At 70.4% G+C, this 22,466-nt stretch carries 13 protein-coding genes; 3 read left to right on the forward strand and 10 right to left on the reverse strand.

What is annotated here, in order from left to right; genetic code table 11:
* Nucleotides 1-16 precede the first annotated feature (16 nt).
* The 3 genes from MNZ29_RS01655 to MNZ29_RS01665 all read left to right on the forward strand — a co-directional run bounded on the left by MNZ29_RS01655 (nucleotide 17) and on the right by MNZ29_RS01665 (nucleotide 5,553).
* The gene (locus MNZ29_RS01655) at nucleotides 17-439 is read left to right on the forward strand and encodes a hypothetical protein (protein ID WP_242335392.1); all 423 of its coding nucleotides are present in this window, start codon (nucleotides 17-19) and stop codon (nucleotides 437-439) included.
* A gap of 222 nt (nucleotides 440-661) precedes the next feature.
* Entirely contained in the window at nucleotides 662-2,575 is a 1,914-nt protein-coding gene (locus tag MNZ29_RS01660) for a tetratricopeptide repeat protein (RefSeq protein ID WP_242335395.1), read from the forward strand.
* 170 nt (nucleotides 2,576-2,745) lie between these two features.
* Nucleotides 2,746-5,553 (forward strand): CxxxxCH/CxxCH domain-containing protein, encoded by a 2,808-nt coding sequence (locus tag MNZ29_RS01665; RefSeq protein ID WP_242352442.1) that lies wholly within the window; start codon nucleotides 2,746-2,748, stop codon nucleotides 5,551-5,553.
* A 722-nt stretch (nucleotides 5,554-6,275) separates the two neighbouring features.
* Here the strand turns inward: MNZ29_RS01665 and MNZ29_RS01670 are convergent.
* The 10 genes from MNZ29_RS01670 to MNZ29_RS01715 all read right to left on the reverse strand — a co-directional run bounded on the left by MNZ29_RS01670 (nucleotide 6,276) and on the right by MNZ29_RS01715 (nucleotide 22,425).
* Nucleotides 6,276-8,291: a CxxxxCH/CxxCH domain-containing protein gene (locus MNZ29_RS01670; RefSeq protein WP_242352444.1), complete on the reverse strand. Its 2,016-nt coding sequence runs from the start codon at nucleotides 8,289-8,291 to the stop codon at nucleotides 6,276-6,278.
* A 356-nt stretch (nucleotides 8,292-8,647) separates the two neighbouring features.
* A complete protein-coding gene (locus MNZ29_RS01675) occupies nucleotides 8,648-10,426 on the reverse strand; it encodes a fibronectin type III domain-containing protein (RefSeq protein ID WP_242352446.1) in 1,779 nt (592 codons plus the stop codon).
* Between the two features lie 236 nt (nucleotides 10,427-10,662).
* Entirely contained in the window at nucleotides 10,663-11,577 is a 915-nt protein-coding gene (locus MNZ29_RS01680) for an NHL repeat-containing protein (protein ID WP_242352448.1), read from the reverse strand.
* Nucleotides 11,577-12,845 (reverse strand): cytochrome c3 family protein, encoded by a 1,269-nt coding sequence (locus MNZ29_RS01685; protein ID WP_242352450.1) that lies wholly within the window; start codon nucleotides 12,843-12,845, stop codon nucleotides 11,577-11,579. Before MNZ29_RS01685 ends, MNZ29_RS01680 begins: the two co-directional genes overlap by 1 nt.
* A 9-nt stretch (nucleotides 12,846-12,854) precedes the next feature.
* On the reverse strand, nucleotides 12,855-14,804 hold the full coding sequence (locus MNZ29_RS01690) for a cytochrome c3 family protein (RefSeq protein WP_242352452.1): 1,950 nt from the start codon (nucleotides 14,802-14,804) through the stop codon (nucleotides 12,855-12,857).
* Nucleotides 14,805-14,836: 32 nt separating this feature from the next.
* The gene (locus MNZ29_RS01695) at nucleotides 14,837-16,666 is read right to left on the reverse strand and encodes a peptidyl-prolyl cis-trans isomerase (RefSeq protein WP_242352454.1); all 1,830 of its coding nucleotides are present in this window, start codon (nucleotides 16,664-16,666) and stop codon (nucleotides 14,837-14,839) included.
* A gap of 267 nt (nucleotides 16,667-16,933) precedes the next feature.
* The gene (locus MNZ29_RS01700; RefSeq protein ID WP_242352456.1) at nucleotides 16,934-18,226 is read right to left on the reverse strand and encodes a hypothetical protein; all 1,293 of its coding nucleotides are present in this window, start codon (nucleotides 18,224-18,226) and stop codon (nucleotides 16,934-16,936) included.
* Nucleotides 18,198-18,782 carry a GNA1162 family protein gene (locus MNZ29_RS01705; RefSeq protein ID WP_242352458.1) on the reverse strand — a complete coding sequence of 195 codons (585 nt, stop codon included), beginning with the start codon at nucleotides 18,780-18,782 and terminating at the stop codon, nucleotides 18,198-18,200. The genes MNZ29_RS01700 and MNZ29_RS01705 overlap by 29 nt, the downstream gene beginning before the upstream one ends.
* 32 nt (nucleotides 18,783-18,814) lie before the next feature.
* Nucleotides 18,815-21,013: a hypothetical protein gene (locus tag MNZ29_RS01710; protein WP_242352460.1), complete on the reverse strand. Its 2,199-nt coding sequence runs from the start codon at nucleotides 21,011-21,013 to the stop codon at nucleotides 18,815-18,817.
* A complete protein-coding gene (locus MNZ29_RS01715; protein ID WP_242352462.1) occupies nucleotides 21,010-22,425 on the reverse strand; it encodes a hypothetical protein in 1,416 nt (471 codons plus the stop codon). The genes MNZ29_RS01710 and MNZ29_RS01715 overlap by 4 nt, the downstream gene beginning before the upstream one ends.
* Between the last annotated feature and the right edge of the window lie 41 nt (nucleotides 22,426-22,466).

Here is a 22,466-nt window from a genome sequence, read left to right on the forward strand (position 1 = left end):
ACGCGAGGAGGCGATCATGACGCGGCACACCGGCGGTTCGAAGGTCGAGAGCGGCTACTACTGGAGCCCGAGGCGGTGGGGAGTCGAGGTGGTGCCGCCCGAGGGCGGACGGCTTCCGGGCGACGCGACGGCGAGGTACCTGAGGCTGCCGTTCCTGCTCGTGCTCGCCGTGGTGCCGCTCGCCGGGCTCGTGTTCCTGATGTTCCTGCCGTTCATCGGGTTCTATCTCTTCGCGAACGCCCTCGTGAAGAAGCTCACCGGCGGCGTGAAGCGCGGCGCGACCGAGCTCGCCTCGACCGTCTCGCCGGGGTGGACGCCGGGTGAGGCGCACCTGACCGGCAAGGCCGGCGAGAAGGAGGGCGCGGACGAGGAGAAGGCGACGGCGGAGCTCGAGCGCCTCGAGAAGGAGATCGCCGCCCGGAAGGAAGAGAAGAAGTAGTCGGGGGTGGGACCGAAGCAGCGAGGGCCGGCGGGAGCGATCCCGCCGGCCCGAGCCTTTTTCGCGCCCGCCCGCGAGGCTGCATTCCATCACCCGACATGCGGGCCGGCGCTCGTCGAGTGACCTCCGGACGCGCGCCGGCGCATGCTATCGTCGCCCCGCGGGTCGCGCTCGACGACGGTCCTCGTCGGCGGCTCCCCGCAGGATGAAAGACGCTCCCCGATGGCCGCCTCCGACCACTCGTCTGGCTCCGCCGCGGCGACCCTCCTGCAGCGCGCGCTCCCGCTCGTCATGCTCGTGGTCCTCGCGCTCGCGGCCTATGCCAACGCGTTCGGCGCGGGGTTCGTCTTCGACGATCTCGGCATCATCGGGGACGGGCGCCTGCGGCGGGACCTCACGGCGTTCGCAGCGGATCCGGGCTGGATCCTCCACGAGAACCGGTGGGTGGGGTACCTCACGTTCGCGCTGAACGAGCGGCTCGGCGGAGCCGACGCCGCCGCGTACCACCTCGTCAACATCGCGATCCACGCCGTCAACGCGCTCGTCGTCTACGCGCTCGTCGCGACGACGTTCGGAACCCCGCGCCTCCGCGGGTCGCTCGTGGTCTCCTGGTCCCGGGCGATCGCGTTCGTGGCGGCGGCGGCGTTCGTCGCCCACCCGCTACAGACGCAGGCCGTCACCTACGTCTATCAGCGGTTCACGTCGCTCGCGGCGCTCTTCTGCCTCCTCGCGACGCTCCAGTACGCGCGCTGGCGCCTGCGGCGTGATCAGGGTCCCCTGCCCCTCGCGCGGAACGTGGCGGCATGGGCCGGCATCCTCGCGGCGACCCTCCTGGCGATGAAGACGAAGGAGATCGCGTTCACGCTGCCGTTCGCGGTGATCGCCTACGAGCTCGTGTTCTTCGACGCGCCGGTGGCCCTGCGCGCGAGGTTCCTGGCGCCGCTCCTCGCGACGCTCCCCATCATCCCGCTCGGACGGCTCGGGGTCGGGACACCGCTGTCGGACGTCCTCTCGGCCGCGGGCGACGTCGCGCGCGTGCAGACGGAGCTCTCCCGGTCGGACTACCTCGCCACCCAGCTTCCGGTCGTCGCGAGCTATCTCCGGTTGCTCGTGCTGCCGCTCGGCCAGAACGTGGATCACGACGTTCCGATCGAGCGCTCTTTCCTCTCGCTCCCCGTGGTCGGCTGCGGCGTGCTGCTCCTCGGCCTCGTCGCGCTCGCCGCCTTCCTGCTCCGGCGCACCTCCCGCGCCGCGGCGCGCCCGCTCGACCCGGCGTGGCGCCTGGTGGCGTTCGGGATCGTCTGGTTCTTCCTCGCCCTCTCGGTGGAGTCGAGCCTCATCCCGATCGTGGACGTGATGTTCGAGCACCGGGTCTACCTGCCCTCCGCTGGCGCCTTCGCGGCCGTCGCGACCGCGGGCGCGCTCCTCTCGCGCCGGCTCGGCTGGAAGCCGCGGGCCTTCATGACGGCGGGCGCGCTCGTCGCGGTCGTGCTCGCGGGCCTCACGCTCGCGCGGAACCGCGTCTGGAAGGACGAGATCACCCTCTGGAGCGACGCGGCGCTCAAGTCGCCGGCAAAGGTCCGGCCGGCGCACAACCTCGGCCTCGCCCTCGCGGCTGCGGGTCGGCACGAGGAGGCGCTCCAGGCCTTCGCGAACGCGAACCGCGCCGACCCCACCCGCGTGGACGTCTACAGCGACATCGGGGCCGCGCTGCGGAAGCTGGGCCGGGACGAGGAGGCCGCGAACTGGTTCCGCGCCGCGATCCGCCAGGCGCCGGAGTACCCCGACGCCTACTTCAACCTGGGTTCGCTGCTGATGGACAGGTCGGGGGATTACGCCGAGGCCGCGGCCCTCTTCGAGCGAGCCATCGCGCTGCGGCCCGACTACGCGGCGGCGTACGCGAACTATGCGGCGGCGCTGAACCGGCTCGGTCGCCCTGCGGAGGCGATCGCGCGGCTGGAGCCCGCCGCGGCCAGGCTGAGCGAGAACGCCGAGGCGCGCTTCAACCTCGGCGTGTCGTACGCGATGGTGGGGAACTACGCGGCGGCGCAGCGCGAGACCGCTGCGCTGAGCCGGCTCGCGCCCGAGCGAGCGCGGCAGCTCTCCGCCTACGTCGCTCAGCTCTCGAACCGCTGAGCCGCGCGCCGGCGGTCGGCGTCGGCACTGCGCGTGACACAGATCAAGCGATTTGCCCCAGTTGTACCGCGCTCAGGGGCAGGTACACTGGGGCGACCTCCACCGGGTCACACGCAAAGGCAGCGCTGCCGGTGCGTGCAAACGGCCTGCGTAATTCCGAGGGCTTCGAGATGGCCATGCTGCGCCCGTTCATCGTCCCGTTGCTGGGGGCGTCTCTCATCACCCTCCTCGCGTGTCAGGCTCGCACGATCGAGGAGAGCAAGAGCGCCGAGACCGCCCAGTGCACCCGCTGTCACGGCGGCGAGCAGAACCAGACCGGCGCGCCGCCCCGCATGATCGGGTCCGACCCCTCGCGTGCGGGCGCGCACTCCGCGCACGTCGAGGCCGGCGCGCTCGCCGGCGCCCTCGCCTGCTCCGAGTGCCACCTCGACCCGCGCACGGACCAGTCGCAGCACGGCAACGGAAAGGTGGACGTCTCGTTCGGCGCGCTCGCGCGCGCGGGAGGCGCCTCGCCGGCCTACGACCGCTCGAGCGGGACCTGCTCCAACGTCTATTGCCACGGCGGAACCGCCACCACGTCCCCGGTCTGGACCGCGCTGGACGGCGCCGCGGTGGCGTGCGGCGCCTGTCACGGGACTCCCGGGAACCCCGTGCCGGCGACGCACCCGAGCCTCGCCCCCGGAGCGGCGACGGACATCACGTCCTGCGCCGCGTGCCACGGAGAGACGGTCGGCTCCGACGGGAAGATCCGGGTCGAGACGGGGAAGCACGTGAACGGCCAGGTCGACGTGCGCCCCGAGGCGAAGCACCCGCAGGGCTGGGCCTCGCCGTCGCTCCACGGCGCCGCCGCCGCTCAGGACGTTCGGGCGTGCCTCGCCTGCCATGCGGTGAAGGGGGAGCCGCACGTGACGGGCGTGGTCTGCGCGAGCTGCCACGACGCGTTCGCGGGAGGCAAGGACTGGACGGTGACCTGCAACACCTGCCACGGCGACGCCACCGATCCCTCCGGCGCTCCGCCGCAGGACCTCGCCGGCAACACCGCGACGACCGCGCTCGGCGTCGGCGCGCACCGGCAGCACGTGCGGGGCAGCGCGCTCGCGCCCGCGTTCGACTGCAGCTTCTGCCACCCGAAGCCCGGCACCGTGCTCGACGCCACGCACCTCGACGGCCAGGTCGAGCTCACGGGCTACACGGGCGCCGACGGCGTCTGGAAGACCTCCGCGAAGGACCCGGGCTTCGCGCCCGCCTCGGCGAGCTGCGCGACCGCCTACTGCCACGGCGCGTTCCAGAACGGCAACGCGACGAACGCGCCGGTGTGGACGCGCGTCGGCGAGGGCCAGGCGGACTGCGGGACCTGCCACGGCGTGCCGCCGCCCGCGCCGCACCCGGTGGTTCCCGCCGATCTCGCCGGCTGCAACGCCTGCCACCCCCAGACGATCTCCGCCACGGGCGCGCTCATCTCGCCGTCGTCGGGGGGCAAGCACCTCGACGGCGCGATCGAGTTCTCCGGTGGCCACGAGGCCTCGTGGATGGACACGACCTCGTCGAACTTCCACGCCAACACGGCGGTCCGCAGCCTCTCGTCGTGCAAGGTCTGCCACGGGCAGAACCTCGACGGCAGCACCGGATTCGGCGGCTCGTGCGGCCGCTGCCACGATCGCCCCGGGCAGCCGTGGGCCACGAACTGCACGATGTGCCACGGCGGGACGGACAACGCGACGGGCGCGCCGCCCAAGGCGACCTGGGGACGCCAGGCCGATCCGGTCCGCACCGGCGCTCACACGGCGCACGTCACGCAGGGAGCGAACGGCGCCGTCTTCGACTGCAGCGTGTGCCACGTGACGCCCGCCGACGCGCTCACGCCCGGCCACATCGACGGCGAGACCGCGACGGTGAGGTTCGCCGGCGTGGCGGTGCCGACCGGCGTGACCCCCACCTTCGACCGCGCGACCGCGGGCTGCGCCTCGACGTACTGTCACGGCGCCACGCTGTCGGGCGGGTCGAAGACGTCCCCCGTCTGGACGAGCACCGGCACGGGCCAGGCCGACTGCGGGACCTGCCACGGCGTCCCGCCGCCGGCGGACGTCCATCCGCCTGTGTCGAGCAACCTCGCCGGCTGCAACCCCTGCCACCCCGACACCGTCTCCGCGAGCGGCGCGATCGTGCCCAGGAGCGCCGGCGGCAAGCACATCGACGGCACCATCCAGGCGGCGAGCGGCCACGACGCGGACTGGATGAACACCTCGAGCCCGAAGTTCCACGCGTACTCCGCGAACCAGGGGCTCGCGTCCTGCCAGTGGTGCCACGGCGCGGACCTCTCCGGCGGCTCGACCGGCGTGAGCTGCGCGTCCTGCCACGACGGCGTGAACCGGCCCGCCTGGAACAGCTGCGTCATGTGCCACGGCGACAAGACGACGGGCCTCGCCGCGCCGCCGCGCGCGACGTGGGGGAACAACGTCCAGAGCGGCACGACGAACGTCCGCATCGGCGCGCACGCGACGCACGTGAAGGGCACCGCGAACTCGGCGCCCATCGACTGCGCGGTCTGCCACCCGAAGCCCGCGGACGCGCTCACGCCCGGCCACGTCGACGCCGCGACCGCCACGGTCACGTTCACCGGCGTCGCCACGCAGGGTGTGACGGGCACGAGCTGGAACCGTACGACGGCGACCTGCGCGTCGACCTACTGCCATGGCGCGAACGGCGGCTCGAACCCCACCCCGATCTGGACGAAGGTCGGCCAGGGCCAGGCGACGTGCGGCAGCTGTCACGGGGATCCGCCGAACGACGGCGGACTGGATCGGCACGTCTTCCACGTGAACGTCCTGAGCATCGGCTGCGGCGCCTGCCACGCCACGACGAGCACGCAGCACGTGAACGGCAGGCGCGACGTCGTGCTCTACACCGGGACGGTCATCAACACCGGCTGGACGTCGCAGCCCTCCTGCGACACGCTGGCGTGTCACGGCGCGGGGTAGTCGTAGGCCGCCTCGAGGGCCGCGCCGTTGGCGGTCGAGGTGGTCACTGCTGATCTGGATACAAGCCCCTGGTCGCGACCTTCGCGACCAGGGGCTCCATGTTTGGAACGGCTGAGGACCGGTACCCGCGGACTACGCGCAACTCAGCAGCGCGTCGACGGGCGGGCTCCGTGCCGGCTGCTCCGACGGGCGTGAGCGCGGCGCACCTCGAAGGTGAGCGTGCGAGCAGGCCGCAACCGGCTGCGACATCCTTCGACTCTGCGCGAGGCTCAGAGTCCGCCGTCGGCGAGTCGGGTTCGCTCCGAACTCTTCGCAGCATGGTACCGCCGACGCTCCCAGTCGGCGCGCGGGCTCGCGCAGTCCGCCTCACGCCTCGCGCCGCGACCGCTCCCTCCGCCCCTCGACGTCGTCCAGCATCTGCCTGCGCCAGCCGTCCGCATCATTCGTCTACAGGCCCGATGCACCGCGTCGCTCGACCGGGAGGAACCGCGGCCGGGCCGCGTCGAGGAGGCGCCCATCACGCGGGCGTCGTTCTCGAGCGTAAGGAAGCGCGGGTCGCGGGGTTACCTATCCCCGAGCTCCGCGTCGTGCGCATGCCGGCCGAGGACTTCGTCCCCCCCCTGGGCCCGAGGTTCGTTCCGCTCGCGCACGCGGCCGGCAGATCAAGGCCGCGCCCCGAGGACGACGGGGCGCGGCCGGATCTTCACCGCTCTCTCAGCGCATCAATGGCAATTGAAGCACTGGGCGTCCCACTGCGGCTCCACGTCGACGACGCCGTTCGCATGACGCGCGCGGTTGGTGATGCCGATGCCCACCCCGGCCACGGTACCGATCGCGTCCGGGTGGCAGAGCTGGCACTGGTTTCCGCCGTTGTGATAGCCGTGCCAGGAGAGGTTCTCCCTGGGCGGATTTCCGTGGCACGAGTCGCACGCCGTCGGCGATCCCGTCCACGAAGGCGTCGCGCGCTTTCCGGCGTACCGCGCATCGTAGGTGCCGTCCCAGTAGTAGTACGAGAACGTGCCCGCGTAGTTGCCGTGGCAGTACGTGCTGGCGCACGTCCCCGCCGTCCGGTCCCACGCAGGAGCGGCCCCACCGACGGTCGCGAGCGAGCCCCAGGTGAGCTTGGCGGCTGCGTCGTCGATGTGACCCGGGGAGAAGGCGTCCGCCGGAACGACGTGGCACTGGTCGCAATCGAGCGGTGCCGCGACCGAGGTCCCCTTGACGTGCGCGGTGTGCGCCCCGACCCGAAGCGGGTCGCCCGAGTTGCCCCACGTCGTTCGCGGCGGCGCGCCCGTGCCGTCCGCCGGGTCGCCGTGGCACATGGTGCAGTTCCGCTCCCAGCCGGCCCCGTGGCACTTCGCGCAGCCGACCTGCGTCGCGCCGCCGCTCAGATCCGCGCCGTGACACGCCTGGCAGGGGCCGAGGCCGCGGTTCGCAGAGTACGCGTGGAACTTCGTGCTCGTCTTGTCCATCCAGTCCTTGTCATGCCCGCCCTCGACGAACCCGTCGAGGTGGAGCCCGCCGGCGCTCGGCGGGATGAGCGCGCCGCTCGAGTCGACGGTGTCCGAGTGGCACACGGCGCACCCGGAGAGGCCGCCGGAGACCGAGGGGTGCGGCGCGGGAGGAGGCAGGCCGTGGCAGGTGCCACACCCGGCCTCGCCCTGGCCGACGCGCGTCCAGGTGGGCGACTTGTTCGTCCCGCCGCCGAGCGTGGCGCCATGGCAATACGTGCTGCTGCAGGTCCCGGTGTCGCGACTCCACGCGGCGGCCGGCTCCCCGCGGTTCGCGGCGAGGCCGCTGAACACGACCTTCGCGGTCGCCTCGTCGACGTGGCCGTCCGACAGTGCGTCCGTGGGCTTCACGTGGCAGACGGCGCAGTCGAAGGGCGGCGCGATGGCGCTGCCGGTCAGGTGGGCTGCGTGCGCGCCGATCCGCACGTTCGCGGTGTCGCTCGGGACGTTGTTTCCCCACGTCGCCCTCGGCGGCGAGGACTGCCCGGTCGCCTTGTCGCCGTGGCACATCACGCAGTTCGTCCGCCAGCTCGTGACGCCGGTCGGGAGGTTGCGATCGTGGCAGTCACGGCAGCCGGTGCTGGTGGAGCCGCCGGTGAGATCGGCGCCGTGGCAGGCCTGGCAGCTCGCGATGCGCGCGTTGGCGGAGTACGCGTGGAACCCGGAGCTCGCGGAGTTCATCCAATCGACGCCGTGGCTCACGAGCACGACGGTGCCCTTCGTGTGCTCGCCCATCCGGTGGCACGCCTCGCAGTCCGCGCGCGTAGGGTTCTGGACGACGAGCGTCGGGTGGACCGACGGGAGCGCAGCCACCGCGTGACAGGAGGTGCAGTCGAGCGGACCGGGCGTCCCCCAGGTGATCGAGTGGGGCTGCGTGCCCATCGGGAAGTGGCACGCCACGGAGCAGGTCGCCGGATCCGTCCCGGTGAGCGTGATGGTGCCGCCCGATGTCGAGGTCCCGCGGGTATAGGTGAAGGCGTCGAACTGGTACGCGCCGCCGCAGGGGTGGCAGACCGCGCAGCCGATCCCGTAAGCGGCGTGCTTGTCGTGCGACCCGGTGCCGGTGCACACCGCAGCGGTCGCGGTGATGGCGGAGGAGCGCGGTGTCCTCGCGAGGCCACCCTGCCCTGCCTCCTGCGCTCCGCTCCCGCACGCCAGCGACGACAGCATGGCGATGCCGGCGACGATCGCCGATCCGAGCCTTCGGTCGAGCTGCCACGAGCGCATGCGGATCCCCCAGACCCTGGTCGCGAACGACTGAACCGCCTCGGCCAAAGAAAGCAACTTCGATGGCTCACGACGAGAGAGCGTTCGGGTGCACGTGTTGGACGCAACCCATTAGTCCGCCCGATCTCAATCTCGCACAATCCCTTTGATGTGTGTCAGCAACCTTCAGTACATGAGGGGGCGTGGTGCCGCGACGCGCTTGGGTGGCGATCCCTGCGTCCTCGCGCCGCGCTCCGATGCTCGAGACGAGGCGCGACCAGGCGTCGGGCTCCAGCGACGTCCGCGCTCGGCAAAGAACGGGGGGCCACCGCGCATTGCGCGGCAGCCCCGTTCCGGACCAACGACGTTGACGTTGATCAATAAGGCATCGGGTCGTACCACCAGATCCCGAATGCATCGACGCTCGACCACGGCGAACGGAGATCGTGCGCAGCGTCCCGCGCCTGGACGCGCCAGTAATAGGTCGCGCCCGGCCACTCGGTGGCCGTGAAGGTCTTCGCGTACGTCGTCGAGGGGGTCCAGGGCCCGTCGAACACGAGCGGAGCGGTGAAGCCGGGGTTCGAGGAGATCTGGATGCGGTACTCGACGGGATCCCCGTTGGGATCCGCGACGGCGGCCCACTGGAACGTGACCGGCACGGCGGTCTCGGGGTACGGAACGGCGCCGTCATCCACCGGCGTGAGCGCAGGCTGCCCAGGCGCGTTGGGGTCGGGCGTGGTGAACGTGTAGATCTGCGACACTGTCGCGTTCCGCATCGCGTCCGACGAGCGGACCCGGTACGCGTACTGCGTGAGCGGAGCGAGACCGGTGAGCGTCACCTCGCGACAGGGGGTGCTCACGCCTGGCCCGCAGGGCTGGGTCACGAGCAAGCCGTTGCCATCGACGTTCGAAGGCGTCCCCACGCCCCATTCGACGTAGGAGGTGGCCTTCTCGTTCGTGGTCCAGGACACCTTCGCGCTCGTCCCCGTGACTTCCGTGACGACCACGTTCGTCACCGTGGGGGCAACGTACTCCGGCGCCGCGGGGAACCATCCCGCGGTGTGGCAGTGCCAGCAGTAGGCGTTCGGGTCGCTGATCGCCACGCCGGGCACGGGGTGGTCCGCCCAGGTGGGAAGCTTGAAGTTCACGATGCCTTCATGGCCGTGGCAGAAGAAGCAGGGCTTGTTCGCGCCGCCGGGGACGGGGTCCGTCGTGTGGCACCCGGCTGCATTGCACCCCGCGTGGCGCGCGCCGGAGTGACACCGCTCGCAGAGCGCCTCCGCTCCCACTCCGGCGCGGTTGATCGTCGCATCCGCCACCGGCGACGTATTCACGTTCGACGCGAACAGGAACGCGTTCGAGCTCTGGTGCGCGTCGTGGCAGGTCACGCACGGAAGCGGACCAGCGCCCCGAGCGTACCCGATGAGCGACCCTCCGAACCCCGTGCCGGCGCGCGCGCCGTGGAAGTCCCCATCGGCGGACGCGTAGCCGACGAGGAGCGGCGGCGTCTTGCCCGCGACCGCGGTTCCCCGTCCGCCGTGGCACTTCTTGCACGCACCGTCCACCTGGGCCGGATCATTCGGGTCGAGCGCGCCGACCCCCTGGATGACCACGGTCCCGGAGACGTGCCTGCTCGTGTCGTGGCAGTTCTGGCAGGCGGCGCGGTTCGCCGTGGCGCTGGAGCTGTCCACGCCGTGGCTCGACCTCACCGGGAACGCTCCAGCCTGACCCTGCGAGTGGCACGAGCTGCAGGCGAGCGGGCCCGGAGCGCTCCAGTCGACGGGCTGCGTCGTCGCGAGCCCGCCGACGTTATGACACGCCACGCTGCACGTCGTTCCGTTCGCGCCGACGGTCACCACGTTTTCCGGCCCCGAGATCGACGCTCCGCTCGTCGGGAGCGTGTACGTGCTCGAGAACTGCATGAGCCCGCCGCACTCGTGGCAGGTGGCGCACTGGAACCCGACGAGACCATGCTTGTCGTGGGCACCCGTGCCGCGGCAGACCGGGCCATCGGCGGTCGCGGTCGCTGCGGCGCGTGTCCGGCGGACCGAGGCGGGCGCCGGAGCGCCACTCGATGGTTCATCCTCACCGCAGGCGATGACCAGGATGGTCGACAGCGCAGCCAGGGCGATCGGACGCCCCAGGAGAGATCGCATCGTTCCCCTCCTCTTCACGGACGAGCCGCCGCCCCACTTCGGGCGGCCAGCAAGACGTACCGTGAAATAGGTAGGTCACGAGGGTATCATGGGTCCGAGCGCTTGCTTGATGGCGTTCGCCGCGGCACGAGGTCGCGTTGCCTGAATTGATGCAACGCAATCCTCTCATTGATGCGCGTCAAAACTGAAGGGGCGCGCCCCGCAGGAGCGCGCCCCTTCGATCCGATACCAGGCGTCTACTGGGCGATGCTCGTGAACATCTGCACGCGGTTGTTCGAGCGATCGGCCACGAACGCGTCCCCCTGAGCGTCCAGGCAGATCTGCGACGGATAGTAAAGCAGCCCGTCCGTCCAGCCGAGGCTGAGCTGGCGCCCCAGGTAGCTCCCGTCCTGCCCGAGCAGGACGAGACCCGCGCCGTTCTGGTCGACCGCGAGCAGGACACCCCGGTTGTTCGCGGTGAGATAAGTCGGGAAGCTCGCGTAGTCCTTGAAGCTCTTCCCGAGCGGGGAGAACGCCGTCGCGCCCTTGGCGGCGGACCACACCGTCGCGCGCACCGCGTCGAGCACGTAGACGATCCCGCCCGCGTCCACGGCGACGTCCATGAAGGCCCCGGCGTCGGCGGGGAGCGGGAGCGTCGCCGTGACCGCTCCCGAGGAATCCGCCACGAACACCTTCGCGGCGGCCGTGTCGAGCACGTAGAGGTTGTCACCGCGGTCCACCTTGAAGCTCGTCGGGACGACCTCCGTCACGCCGGCGGGCTTCAGGTCGACGTACCCCTGGAACGCGCCCTTGGCATCGAGCCGTGCGATCTTCCGCAGCTTGCGGTCGAGCACGAGCATGTTGCCCTTCGAGTCGAGCTGCAGGCGCACCGGGTGCTTCAGCTGCGGCACCTTCACCTCGGCCGCCGGCGTCACGGCCCCCTCCTTCACGAAGTAGGTGAGGAGGCGTGCGTTCCCGGTGTCGGCGATCACGAGCAGCCCGGCGTCGTTGCAGGCCACGCCCTCGGGCGCGGACAGCTTGCCGTCCTTCGCGTCCCTGTACACCGTGGCCTGGTGCTTGAACGCGACGCTCTGCGCGCGTGCCCCGCTCGCGGCGAGGACGACGACGAGCGAGACGATCACCCTCGCGTCGATGGCTCTCAGCACGGTCATCACCTCGTGAACTTCTCGTGGCACTTCGTGCACGTCTCGGGGACCGTCGCGTAGGGCATCATCGACTTGAACTCGGTGCCGTGCGCGCGATGGCAGCTGAGGCACTGCAGGGTCAGGTTCTTGTTGCGCGGGTCGACGTACTTCGCGCCGACCGGGTGCGACGAGTGCTTCTGCCAGTCGTGGCACTTCCCGCAGAGCTCAGGCGACTCGGCCTTGACGAGCATGAGCGCGGCGTCCGAGCCGTGGGGATCGTGGCAGCTCGTGCACTCCGAGTTCTTGATGGGCTCGTGCTTCGTCACCGACATGTCGCCGCGCTTGATGGTGTCGGCGTGGCAGCTCCCGCAGACCGTCCGCATGTCCGCCTTGAGGAGGCCCTTCTCCTTGGACGCGTGGGGGCCGTGGCAAGACAGGCAGGCGGCGCCCTCCGTGACCGGTCGGTGAAGGCGGTTCTTGTCCATCATCTTGTTGATGTTCTGGACGTGGCACCCGCGGCAGAGCGCCAGCCCCGCCTGCTTCGGCTCGAAGCCCCTGGGAGACCCCGGTGCCTCGTGGCACTGGCCGCACATGCCCTTCGCGACCGGCGCGTGGACCGTGTTGTAGAGCATGCCGCGCACGTTCGAGCCGTGCGGGTCGTGGCAGCTCGTGCACCTCGCCTTCGCGACGGGGTAGTTCATGTGCTTCTTCATCAGGATCGGCCCGTCCACCTTGTGGCAACCCAGGCAGAGCTGGGGGACGTCGGCCTTGAGCAGCTTCAGGCCGGTGGCCGATGCGTGGGCCTCGTGGCAGCTCCCGCAGCCGTTCTCGACCGCTCGGTGCTTGAACTTGGACGCCTTCGCCCCGTCGACGAGGGTCTTGTGGCACGTCGCGCAGAGGTCCGGGCCGGCCTTGACGAGGTTGGCCTTCGCGTTCGAGGCGTGCGGATCATGGCACTCGCCGCACTTCTGCTGCGTGGCCGGCGGGTGGGTGCTCTTGGCGTTCTTCGCGACCACGTCCTTGTGGCACGTCGCGCAGATCGCGTTCGCGTCCGCCGCGAGGAGCTTGCCGTGGTCCGAGGCGTGAGGGTTGTGGCACCCGACGCAGTCCTTCGAGCGCACCGGCGTGTGGACGAACGGCTTCTTGAGCCGGTCGGCGAAGTCCGGGTGGCACTCGAGGCAGACCTGCCCGGCCGCCCCCGGCTTCAGCTTGAACTTCGGGGCAGGTGGCGCCGCGGCCGCAGGCCCGGCCAGGGCGGCGACCGCCAGGACGAGGATGAAAGGTCTCGCGCTCATCTTTGTCCTCTACTTCTCGACGACGTGGCAGTTGCCGCAGTCCCGCGACGCGAACGGCGCGTGCTGCAGGTCCTTGAACATCTTGGGGTCCTTGGAGGCGTGCGGATCGTGGCAGCTCGTGCAGCTCATGTCGGACGCCGCGATGCCGAGGTGGGCCTTCGTGAACTTGCCCTCCTTCTCGTCGTGGCACTGGCCGCACAGCTCGGCCGCCCGCTGCACGGCGAGCTTCGGCTGCTTCGCCGAGTGCGGGCCATGACACGCCAGGCAGTCCTCGACCGGCTGGTGAGGCTTCTCCGCCGCGAGCTTCTCCTTCATCTTCGTGTGGCAGGTGACGCACACGTCCGGAGTCTGCGCGAGCATCAGCTTCTTGAGCTTCGCCTGGTGCGGGCTGTGGCACTTCGTGCAGTCACCCGCGCTGAACGCAGCGTGGATGCTCGTCGCGCCCTGAACCGCCTTCTCGGTCTTCTCGTGACAGCGCGCGCAGAGCTGCTTCTCCTCGGAGACCAGCATGCCGGCGGTGTTCGAGCCGTGCGCGTCGTGACAGGTGAGGCAGTCACCCTTCGCGAACGGCGCGTGCGTCGTCCCGCTCGCGTCCGCCTTCATCATCCCGGCGTGGCACGGCTCGCACAGCTTCGCGCCCCTGGCCTTGAGGAGCTTCGGCTCGTCGGAGCCATGCCCGGAGTGGCACGCTCCGCACCGCCCATCGAGCACGGGCTTGTGGGTGTGCGTCTTGATGAAGCGCGTCTCCTCCTCGGCGTGGCAGGCGAAGCAGACCTTGTCGAGGCGGGACTTGACCATGCCCGGCAGGTTGGAGCCGTGCGGGTCGTGGCAGGCAGCGCAGTCCCGGTCCACGAACGGCTGGTGCGCGATCTTGCGCTTCTCCTCGAACGTCTTCTTGTGGCACGCGCCGCAGAGCGTCGCGACGTTGCTCGCGAGGAGCTTCTTCTCCTTCGTGGCGTGCGGCTTGTGGCACGAGCCGCACGCGCCGGGGGAGGACATCGGCGCGTGCGCGACCGAGACCTTCTGGCCCATCTGCGGGTGGCACCCGAGGCAGAGCTTCGCGCCGGGGGCGTGCGTGAGCTTGGGCGCGCCGGACGCATGCGGATCATGGCACGCGACGCACTGCCCGTCCTTCACGGGCTTGTGCACCACGGTCCCGCCGCCGAGCAGCTTGCCAGAGTCGTGGCAGTTCGCGCAGAGCTTCGCGCCGGCTTCCTGGACGGCGAACGGCTTCGCAGACTTCGCGGGCGCGTGGCAGTCGGAGCAGGACGACTCCGCGACGGGCGGATGGAGCGAGGCCTTGAGGAGCTTCGCGCGATCAGCGGAGTGCGGATCGTGGCAGCCGGTGCAGGTGGCCACCGGGTAGCCGCCGTGCGCCTTCACGAACCCGCCGGCGCTCGCCGAGTGGCACTTCGAGCAGAGCTTCCCCTCCTCGGCGACGAGCAGGTTCTTCTGGTCGGACGCGTGCGCCACGTGGCACGCCTGGCACCCGTCCTTCGCGAGCACCTTGTGCACGTTCTTGCGCTCGAACGCCGACTTGTCGTGGCAGGCGTAGCAGACCTGGCTGCCCTCCGCCTTCAGCATGTGCGGCGCGTTCGAGCCGTGGACGTCGTGGCACTGGCCGCACGCGCCGGTGCGGAGCACCTTGTGGACGTTCGGCTTGTCGAGGCCGATCGACTCGCGCTTGTGGCACCGGAAGCAGAGGTTCGCGCCGGCCTCCTTCAGCACGAGCTTCGGCACCACGCCGTGGCGCAGGTGGCAGTCCTCGCACTTCCGCTGCTTGACCGCGGGGTGCGTGAACTTCACCGAGTCGTACTTCTCCGCGAACGGCTTGTGGCAGTCGATGCAGTCCTTGGACTTGAACTGTCGCGCCGCCTCCGCCCGGCCCGGCGCGGCGGCGAGGAACGCCGCCGACAGGGCCGCGAGCGCGAGCGTCCACCGGTTGGTCTTGCTGGTCACAGCCGTGCCCTCGCTGAAGTCGTGGACCGCGCTCACCCGTCGACGCGCGTGATGTAGACCTTGACGTCGTGCTCCTTGCGGAGCTTCGCCACCCACTCCTTGAGCGCCTTCTCGACGCTGCTGGCGAACACCTTCTTGCCGATCGTCTCGCGGCTCTCCTTGTACGGCTGCTCCTTCCCGGGCGTGACGTCGAGGAGCTGGACGACGTAGGCCTGGCCCCCGTGTGACGAGTAGAGCCGGAACTCACCCTTCTTGGCGCCAGCGAGCAGCTTCGCGAGCTCCTCGGGCAACCCCTTCGCGCTGTAGATCGTGCCGCCGAAGTCGAGGTCGCGCTCCTCCGCCGGCACCAGGTCCGCCGCGTTCGACTTCAGCCACTTGAGATCCGTGCCCGACTTGATCTTGTCGAGCGCGGCCTGCGCGGCCTTGCCGTTGCGGAACGCGAGGGCGTCGAGCCGGTAGAAGGCGGGGGTGCTGAACTCCGCCTTGTGCTTCTCGTAGTAGTCCATGAGCTCGCCCTCGGTGACCTTCACCGAGGGGACCACCGCGCGCTGCACGAACATCCCGAAGAGGAGCGAGGTCTCGTACTCGGCGACGACCGCCTTGTACTCCTCGCTCTGGTCGAGCTTCTGCGCGAGCGCCTCCTTCTTGAAGAGCCGGCGCATCAGCATCCCCTCGAACGTCTGACGCTTCACGACGTTCACCTGGTTCGCGCGGATCGGCCCCTCCATGCCGTGGAAGAACTTGAGCGAGATCCCGGCCGCGAGGTCGCCGACGGTGATCGGCGCCTCGCCGCGGATCCGCGCCAGCACCCGCTTGTCCTTGTAGAGCGCGTTCCAGCCGGGCTTCTTCGCCTCGTAGTCGAGCCGGTCGATGAGCTTCTCGTCGACCGTCGCGTACTTCTTCGCGAGCGCCTCGTAGGCCTTGAGCACTGCCTCGCGCCGCTTCGCCGCGAGCGAGCGCTCCTCGGCGATCGCCCGCGCCTCGGGATCCTCCGGGTACCGGACGTCCACCACCTTGATGACCGTCCAGCCGGAGGGGATCTTGACGGGGGGGCTCACCTGACCTGGCTTGAGCGCCGCGACCGCCATCTCGATCTGCGGGAGGAGCTTCGACTCGGGGACGAAGACAGGCTCCTCGTTGCCGCGCGCCTTCTTCTCGGCGACGAGTCGCTTCGCCGTCTCCTCGAACGCCTTGGCGTCCCGGACGAGGGGCGCCACCGCCTTCGCGTCCTCCTCCTTGTCGAGGACGATCGAGCGGAGCTTCCACTCGCGGACCGAGTCCTGGAAGATCTTCTCGACGGCGGCCGGATCGGCCTTCACGTCCTTCGAGACCGTCTGCTCGAAGACCTTCCGGAGCGCGGTCTCCTCGTACTTCGCCAGCTCTTCCTTGAGCTGGGGGAGATCGTCGATGCCCATGTCGCGCGCCTCGGAGGCGACGACGCGGGTGTCGATGAGCCGCTCGAGCACTCGCGTGAAGTCGCTGCGGCTCGCGGGAGCGGCGGGGGCCGCCTCCTCGCCCGCCTCGCCCTCCTCGTGCGATCGCGGCGCGTGCTCGAGGGCCAGCGTGTCCACGAGCTGGCCCATCGTGATGACGTCGCCGTCGACCACCGCCGCCGGCGTCGAGGCGAACCGGGGCGACAGGAACGGCACCTTGAGGAGGGCGCTCGCCCCCTCCGGCTCGGCGGTCTTCTTCGCGGGGGCGGTCGGAGCGCTCTTCTTCGCCACGCCCGAGTCACCCTTGGCGGCATCGGTCTTCGGCGCGGTGGCCGCCGGCGGCACCTTCGTCGCCGCAGCGGGAGCCGCCGAGAACGCCCACGCAGGCAACGAGGCCAGCACGGCTGCGAGAACTGCACGCGTCGTCATGTCGCTCCTCTCGACCGCGCTCCGGCGCGGCCACGTCGTTCGACGGTCTCTCCCCGCCGTCCAGCTCCGCTTGGCCGTGCCGGTGGCTGCAACGCGTGTGCCCCCTGCCGGGCCGTCTCTAACCACTGCAATTCCGTGGATTCGCTCCCGATTTGTCCCACTCCACGCAAAGCGTGCTGCGCAAGCGTTGCGTGGCCCCTCGATGATTCGATCGTTTTTCGCTGCCGGCCTCGGCCCCGGGAAGAGCCCCACGCGACATCCGCCCGATCAGCCTTCGTGCGGCTCGCGGCGGACGGCGCCGACGGCGCGCTGCTCATGCGGCGGGCGCTCCACGGTTCGCCGCTCCAGCGCAGGAGAGCGATCACGCGGGCCGGGCTTCGTCGCGGCGGCGATCCCGTCCACCACGCTGCGGACCATGCGGCACGCGAGCGCGGTCGCGGTGTTCACCCGCCCGCGATCGAAGAGCACGACGTCGTCGTCACCGCGGTGGTCGGAGGTCGCCTCCCAGACCACCTCCTCGGTGCGGGTGTCGATGAGGGTCACCGTGAAGTCCGCCTTCGGCACGGGGCCCACGTCGTCGTACTCGCGGACGACGCCGGTCAGCACGAGATCGGTCCCGAGCACCTCCGTCGCGGTGCGCACCGCGAGCAGCGAGAGCGAGCCCTCGAGGACGATCCGGTAGCGGATGAGCGCGTCGCGCACGACGCCGGGCTCGGCGACCGTGACGGTCCCGAGCGACGACAGGTGCCGGACGAACTCCACCGCGAGGGCCTCGCCTGCCCCTCTTCGCTCCGTCTGGTTCACGAACGGGAGCACCGCGACGGAGGCCGCGCCGGGCGCGAAGCGGCGCGAGCGAAAGCTGACCCTGGGCTCGAAGCGGCGCTCCGCCGGGCACGTCGTGACGGGAGAGCCCTGACCGGAGAGGAACCCCGCGAGCGAGCCCGTGAGCCGCGCGAGCGCGTTTCGCTCGAGCCGCTCGATCTTCGAGATGATCCCGAGATCCAGGAGGCCCGGCTCGTCGTTGCCGCTCAGCACCGCGCCGTCCATCCACAGGATCTCGGGTCGTTCTCCCGTCGCGACGAGCCGCATCGTGACGGCGATCTTCGGGGGCGCTCCCGCGTGATAGAGCAGCACCGAGGTGACGAGCACCGCGTCCACCTCGAGCTCGTCGCGGGCGGCGCTCGCGGTGGCGGCGTCGATGCCCCCCGTGAAGCGGACGCGGTGGCGGGAGAGGAACTCGTCGACGGGATTCCCCTCGACCACGTCGGCGCCCGCGCGGGCAGCCGCGAGCGAGAGGAGCTTCAGGAGGTGCTTTCCTGGGACGACGCCGCCGCTGAGGTTCTCGATGGGGAGCACCGCGATGCGCCGGCCGGCGAGGCGCGGCCGCTCTCGCGGCTTCTCGGGCTCCGCCCGCGGGACAGCTGAATCTGCCCCCATCACGGCAGCGCGCGCCGCTCCGGGCGACGGCGCCGCGGCCCGAGAGCCGGCACACGCGACGGAGACCGCGAGCGCCAGGAAGGCGAGGGCGACCTTACTTGAACAGCTTGTTGAGGAGGTCATCGACGGCTTCCTCCGTCACGTCGTTCAACGGAGCGCCGCCTCCGCCCAGCAGCCGCGCGCCGAAGCCGACCCCTCCCTTGGTGGTGGAGGCGGACCAGACGACCTTCCCGGTCTGCGTCTCGATGAGCTGCAGGCTGAGCGATACGACGTTCGAGGACGCGGTTCCGGATCGCAGCTCGCCGTACTCTCGAACGACGCCCGTGATCACGGCGTCCGCCTTGAGGAGACCGCCGAGCTTGACCGCCTCCTCGACGTTGGGAGCCGAGGCATTCACGACGCCCACCCGGCTCGCGCCGCGGATCACCTCGCCGTGCGGGAGGACGTAGATCGAGCCGCTCGCGAGGAGCATGTTGACGAACACGTCCCGGACGCGCTCGCCTGCCATCGAGTCGCGGCTCAGGTTCGAGAACGGCATCACGAGCACCGTGTGCACCGAGCCGAAGTCCATCTCCGCGTTCTGATAGCGTCGGCGCGCGCCTGGGCCCGAGCACGCCACGAGCGAGATCGCGAGCAGGGTCGCGATCAGGGTGCACGCATTCTTGCGCGGGATCAGCATGTCGCGGCTCCAGTGCAATATGCAGGCCACCGTCACAGCGTCACCGTCAGGTTCGCGGTGAACAGGTGCGAGATCGCGTCCTGCGCCGGCGCGCTCGAGTCGCTCAAGACGTACACGAGATCGAGGAAGGTGCCGGGGCGGATGGTCCAGCGCGCGGACGGCGAGACGAGCTGGGTCACCGCCTCGGCCGACGTGTCGAGGGTCTTCGAGTACGTCGCGTGCAGCGTGAGATCTCCGCCCTGCAGGGGCGACCATCCGAGCCCGAAGGTCGCGAGCGTGGTGGGACGCGCCCCACGAATGATCCGCGTCACCGACGCGCTCGCGTAGAGCGCCTCGGTGGGACTGAACGAGGCGCTCGCATCGGCCTGCTCCAGCGTGGTCGTGCTCGCTGGCACTCCACCGCCCGAGGTGGAGTTCCTCGCAATGCGATAACCCCCGGAGAGCTGAAAGACCCGGTGAGGTCGGAGGCTCGCCGTCGCTCCACCGATGAGCCCGGTCGATCGCTGACCTCGCTCGAGGAGCGACAGGGTGTAGCCCCCATTGCCGGAGACGCTGACGCCGCGATAGAGCTCCGCCCTGCTGAACATCGTGAGGGCGTTCGAGAGCGAATTTCCGGTCGTGCCCTGCCGCCAGGCGCCGGAATAGTTGATCGCGTGGCTCATCGCCGGGAGCGGCGTGTACGCGAGACCGGCGCCGTAGGTCAGGATGCCGCTGTGCGTCTCCTCAGCGAAAAAATCCTGACGCGCAATTCGTGCGTTCAACGCAAGAGGTTGCGCGAGCTTGTGGGCGAGCGACAGCCCGTTCGTGAGCGCCAGCCGGCTCTCGGAGGTGTCGCGCCCAGGGGTCCTCGTGTCCGAGCGAGCGACCTGGAGCGAGAAATCATGTGACAGGTTCGGCGACTGGAGCAAGACCGTCCTCGCGCTCGCGCTGGCCGAGTTGAGCAGTGAGCTGCTGTGCCCACGGATGGCCTCGGCCGGGACCGTCTGGAAGAACTGTAGCTCGGTCACGAATATGTCCGCGTACTTGGGATCGATGGTGACCGCGGGGTCGAGGGGAGAGGTGACCACCTTCACGTACCTCGCGGTGATCTCCTCGATGCGGAGCTCGAAGCGGTTCTCGAAGATCCCGAACACCACCGGGCCGACGAGCGCGACCGGCGTCCAGCGCTCGTTGTCGTCGCTCTGGTACACGCTGAAGCGAAACGCGCTCGTGACGAGCTGGGGGAGCGGCTGGTTGACCCAGACGTGGATCGTGTTGACCGGGGTCGCCGGGACGGTGGGCAGCTCGACGCCCATCTCGCGTGCGTTCGAGTCGCCCTTCGTCCGGGGAGAGAACCCGATGTCGAGCCCCGCTGCCGCGGTGGTGTTTCCGTCGACGAGCGCGGGGTTCGGGACGAGCGTCGCGGTCTCGGGCGTCGGGAAGCTCTCCACCAGCGACAGCCCAGCCAGCGGGATCCGCGCAGTCGGGATCTCCGCCCCGGTGTCGCGGACCGTGGTGTTCGCGAACGTCGACTGCACGTCGTAGGTCAGGTGCACGAGCGTGCGCCGCGAGAACCAGCGGTCCTCGTACGTGACCCGCCCGGTCTGCCCGACGGCGGTCTGCTCGGCGCCGTGGAGGCGGTCCTCGTTGTCGTCGTACCGCGCGGAGTAGCCGACCAGCAGCGACTTCGAGGCCTTGTACGAGGCGGTCAGGAGGAACGCGTCGTTCCTCGAATCCTGGGACGCCCGATCGACGTCGAACGAGTTCTGGCGGCTCGCCCGGAACGTGATGAGGGGCAGGTCGAGCGGTCTCCAGGCGCTGTCGAAAGCGAGCGTCTCGAGGACCAGGGCTGGCGAGCGCACATCGAGCGTGCGCGCCCATTCCTGCCGGCGGTCGTAGCTTCCGCGGCCATTCAGCGTCGGGCCGCCGACGTTCAGCCGTCCGAAGATGCTCGCGAGCCTCGAGTACGAGGTGTCGGCCGAGCCGATCCCGCCCTGCCAGGTCTTGGCGTCCTCGTACTGGCCACCTCCTGCGAGGCTCAAGGAAGGGAAGAACGACTTGTCCAGCGCGAGCCGATATCGCTGCAGCACCGTGTCGACGGACGAGGTGCGCGCCTCCGCACCTTGATCCGTCACCGTGGACTCCGTCTTCGTGTACTGCTCCTCGATGACGGCCGACCACCCGTCCCCACGGCCTGCCGTCGCCCAGGCCGCGAGCAGGACACCCAGCGCGGCTCGCGAGAGCCACCTCATCGCCCACGCGCCCCCGCGATCGCGAGCCCGTAGGGATCGTCGCCGACGTCGATGACGGACAGGAGGGAGCGGCTCGCGAGATCCAGGACCGCGATCGCGCGGGACTCGGGCATGAGGAGGAACAGCGTGTTCTCGACGTCGTCGATGACCATCCACGAGGCGGCGCCGGGGAGCTCCAGCGTGTCGACCGGCAGGAGCGAGAAAGGATCGAACACCTGGATGCGGGGCTCCCCTCGCATCGCGACGTAGAGCAGGTCCGTCCGTCGATCGACCAGGATCGCGCCCGCCCCGAGCCCGGCGAAGATCCGATCCGACGTCGCGAGGTCCGGGACGGAGAGCACGCTGACGTAGGGAGAGCTCGCGTTCGTGACGTAGAGCCGGTTCCCGGCGGAGTTGAGGGTGGCACGCAGCGGCTCCGGCTCCGTCGGAACCGTGGTGAGCGTCGTGCGCGCGACGGTGTCCACCACGGTGATCGTGTTCGTGCGCCGGCTCAGGACGTAGGCGCGCCTTCCAGAAGGATCGAGGACGAGCCACTCGGGCTCCGGACCGACGACGGTGCGGCCGAGCTCCGTCCAGCTGACGGTGTCGACGAAGCTCACCGTGTAGGAGCCCTCGTTCAGCACGATCAGCACCTGGCCGTTCTGCGCGAGCGCCACCTGACCCGGCCGATCTCCCGCGCTGAGCCGGACGCGCGACAGCGTCTCCGCCGAGACGAGGTCCACGACGGCGACCTCGTCGTCGCCGGCGAGCGCGACGTAGGCGCGGCGCTGGCGCTCGTCGAGGGCGATCCCGCGAGGTTCGCGGCCGGTGGGGACTGCCGCGACCACCTGCCGCGCCTTCTTGTCGAGGACGAACACGTCGTTCAAGGCAGTGCTCGCCGAGGCGCCGGCGAGGGTGGTCACGGGGATCTCGGGGGTGGCCACGGCGAAGGCGGGGGTGAAGCCGTAGTTGCGCTCGATCGCCTCCGCCGGCTTGAGGTACAGCAGGAGGACTCGCGCACCACCGCTCCGGACGTCGAACCGCGCATCGATTCGCGTGGGCGCCTGCGGCACGAGCAGGTTCGACATCCCGCCGTCGGAACGCAGGCTGGCGTCGGAGACGTCCACGAGGAGCCCGGCGTACTGCCCCGGCGCCAGCCGCCCGTGGGCGAAGAGGCGCTGGTGGCGGGCATCGCGGCCGGAGAGCACGGGACGGACGAGCTCGAGCGCGACGCTCTCGCCCTGCTGCGTCACGACGGCGACGGAGCGGACGGTGACGGCGAGCTTCTCCGCCTCCGGGGAGAACGGCTGCACGTAGACGAAGAGGTCGCCCTCGCCCGAGAGCGGCTCGCGGGCCGCGACCCGTGGCCGGGCGGCGCAGGCGAGGAGCACCGACGCGAGGACCACGGCCTGGAGGACGGTTCGTGTTCGCATGCGCGCTCCGATCTCGCGAGCTTCCCTCGGCGAACAACCGG

This window comes from Anaeromyxobacter sp. SG64 (assembly GCF_022690745.1).
Classification (GTDB): Bacteria; Myxococcota; Myxococcia; order Myxococcales; family Anaeromyxobacteraceae; genus Anaeromyxobacter; species Anaeromyxobacter soli.

What these genes read in the sequence shown, in the direction of transcription:
- MNZ29_RS01655 (WP_242335392.1), top strand. Translation starts at nt 17, where the DNA reads ATGACGCGGCACACCGGCGGTTCGAAGGTCGAGAGCGGCTACTACTGG.
- MNZ29_RS01665 (WP_242352442.1), top strand. Translation starts at nt 2,746, where the DNA reads ATGGCCATGCTGCGCCCGTTCATCGTCCCGTTGCTGGGGGCGTCTCTC.
- MNZ29_RS01675 (WP_242352446.1), bottom strand. Translation starts at nt 10,426, where the DNA reads ATGCGATCTCTCCTGGGGCGTCCGATCGCCCTGGCTGCGCTGTCGACC.
- MNZ29_RS01705 (WP_242352458.1), bottom strand. Translation starts at nt 18,782, where the DNA reads ATGCTGATCCCGCGCAAGAATGCGTGCACCCTGATCGCGACCCTGCTC.
- MNZ29_RS01670 (WP_242352444.1), bottom strand. Translation starts at nt 8,291, where the DNA reads ATGCGCTCGTGGCAGCTCGACCGAAGGCTCGGATCGGCGATCGTCGCC.
- MNZ29_RS01715 (WP_242352462.1), bottom strand. Translation starts at nt 22,425, where the DNA reads ATGCGAACACGAACCGTCCTCCAGGCCGTGGTCCTCGCGTCGGTGCTC.
- MNZ29_RS01680 (WP_242352448.1), bottom strand. Translation starts at nt 11,577, where the DNA reads ATGACCGTGCTGAGAGCCATCGACGCGAGGGTGATCGTCTCGCTCGTC.
- MNZ29_RS01660 (WP_242335395.1), top strand. Translation starts at nt 662, where the DNA reads ATGGCCGCCTCCGACCACTCGTCTGGCTCCGCCGCGGCGACCCTCCTG.
- MNZ29_RS01695 (WP_242352454.1), bottom strand. Translation starts at nt 16,666, where the DNA reads ATGACGACGCGTGCAGTTCTCGCAGCCGTGCTGGCCTCGTTGCCTGCG.
- MNZ29_RS01685 (WP_242352450.1), bottom strand. Translation starts at nt 12,845, where the DNA reads ATGAGCGCGAGACCTTTCATCCTCGTCCTGGCGGTCGCCGCCCTGGCC.
- MNZ29_RS01710 (WP_242352460.1), bottom strand. Translation starts at nt 21,013, where the DNA reads ATGAGGTGGCTCTCGCGAGCCGCGCTGGGTGTCCTGCTCGCGGCCTGG.
- MNZ29_RS01700 (WP_242352456.1), bottom strand. Translation starts at nt 18,226, where the DNA reads ATGACCTCCTCAACAAGCTGTTCAAGTAAGGTCGCCCTCGCCTTCCTG.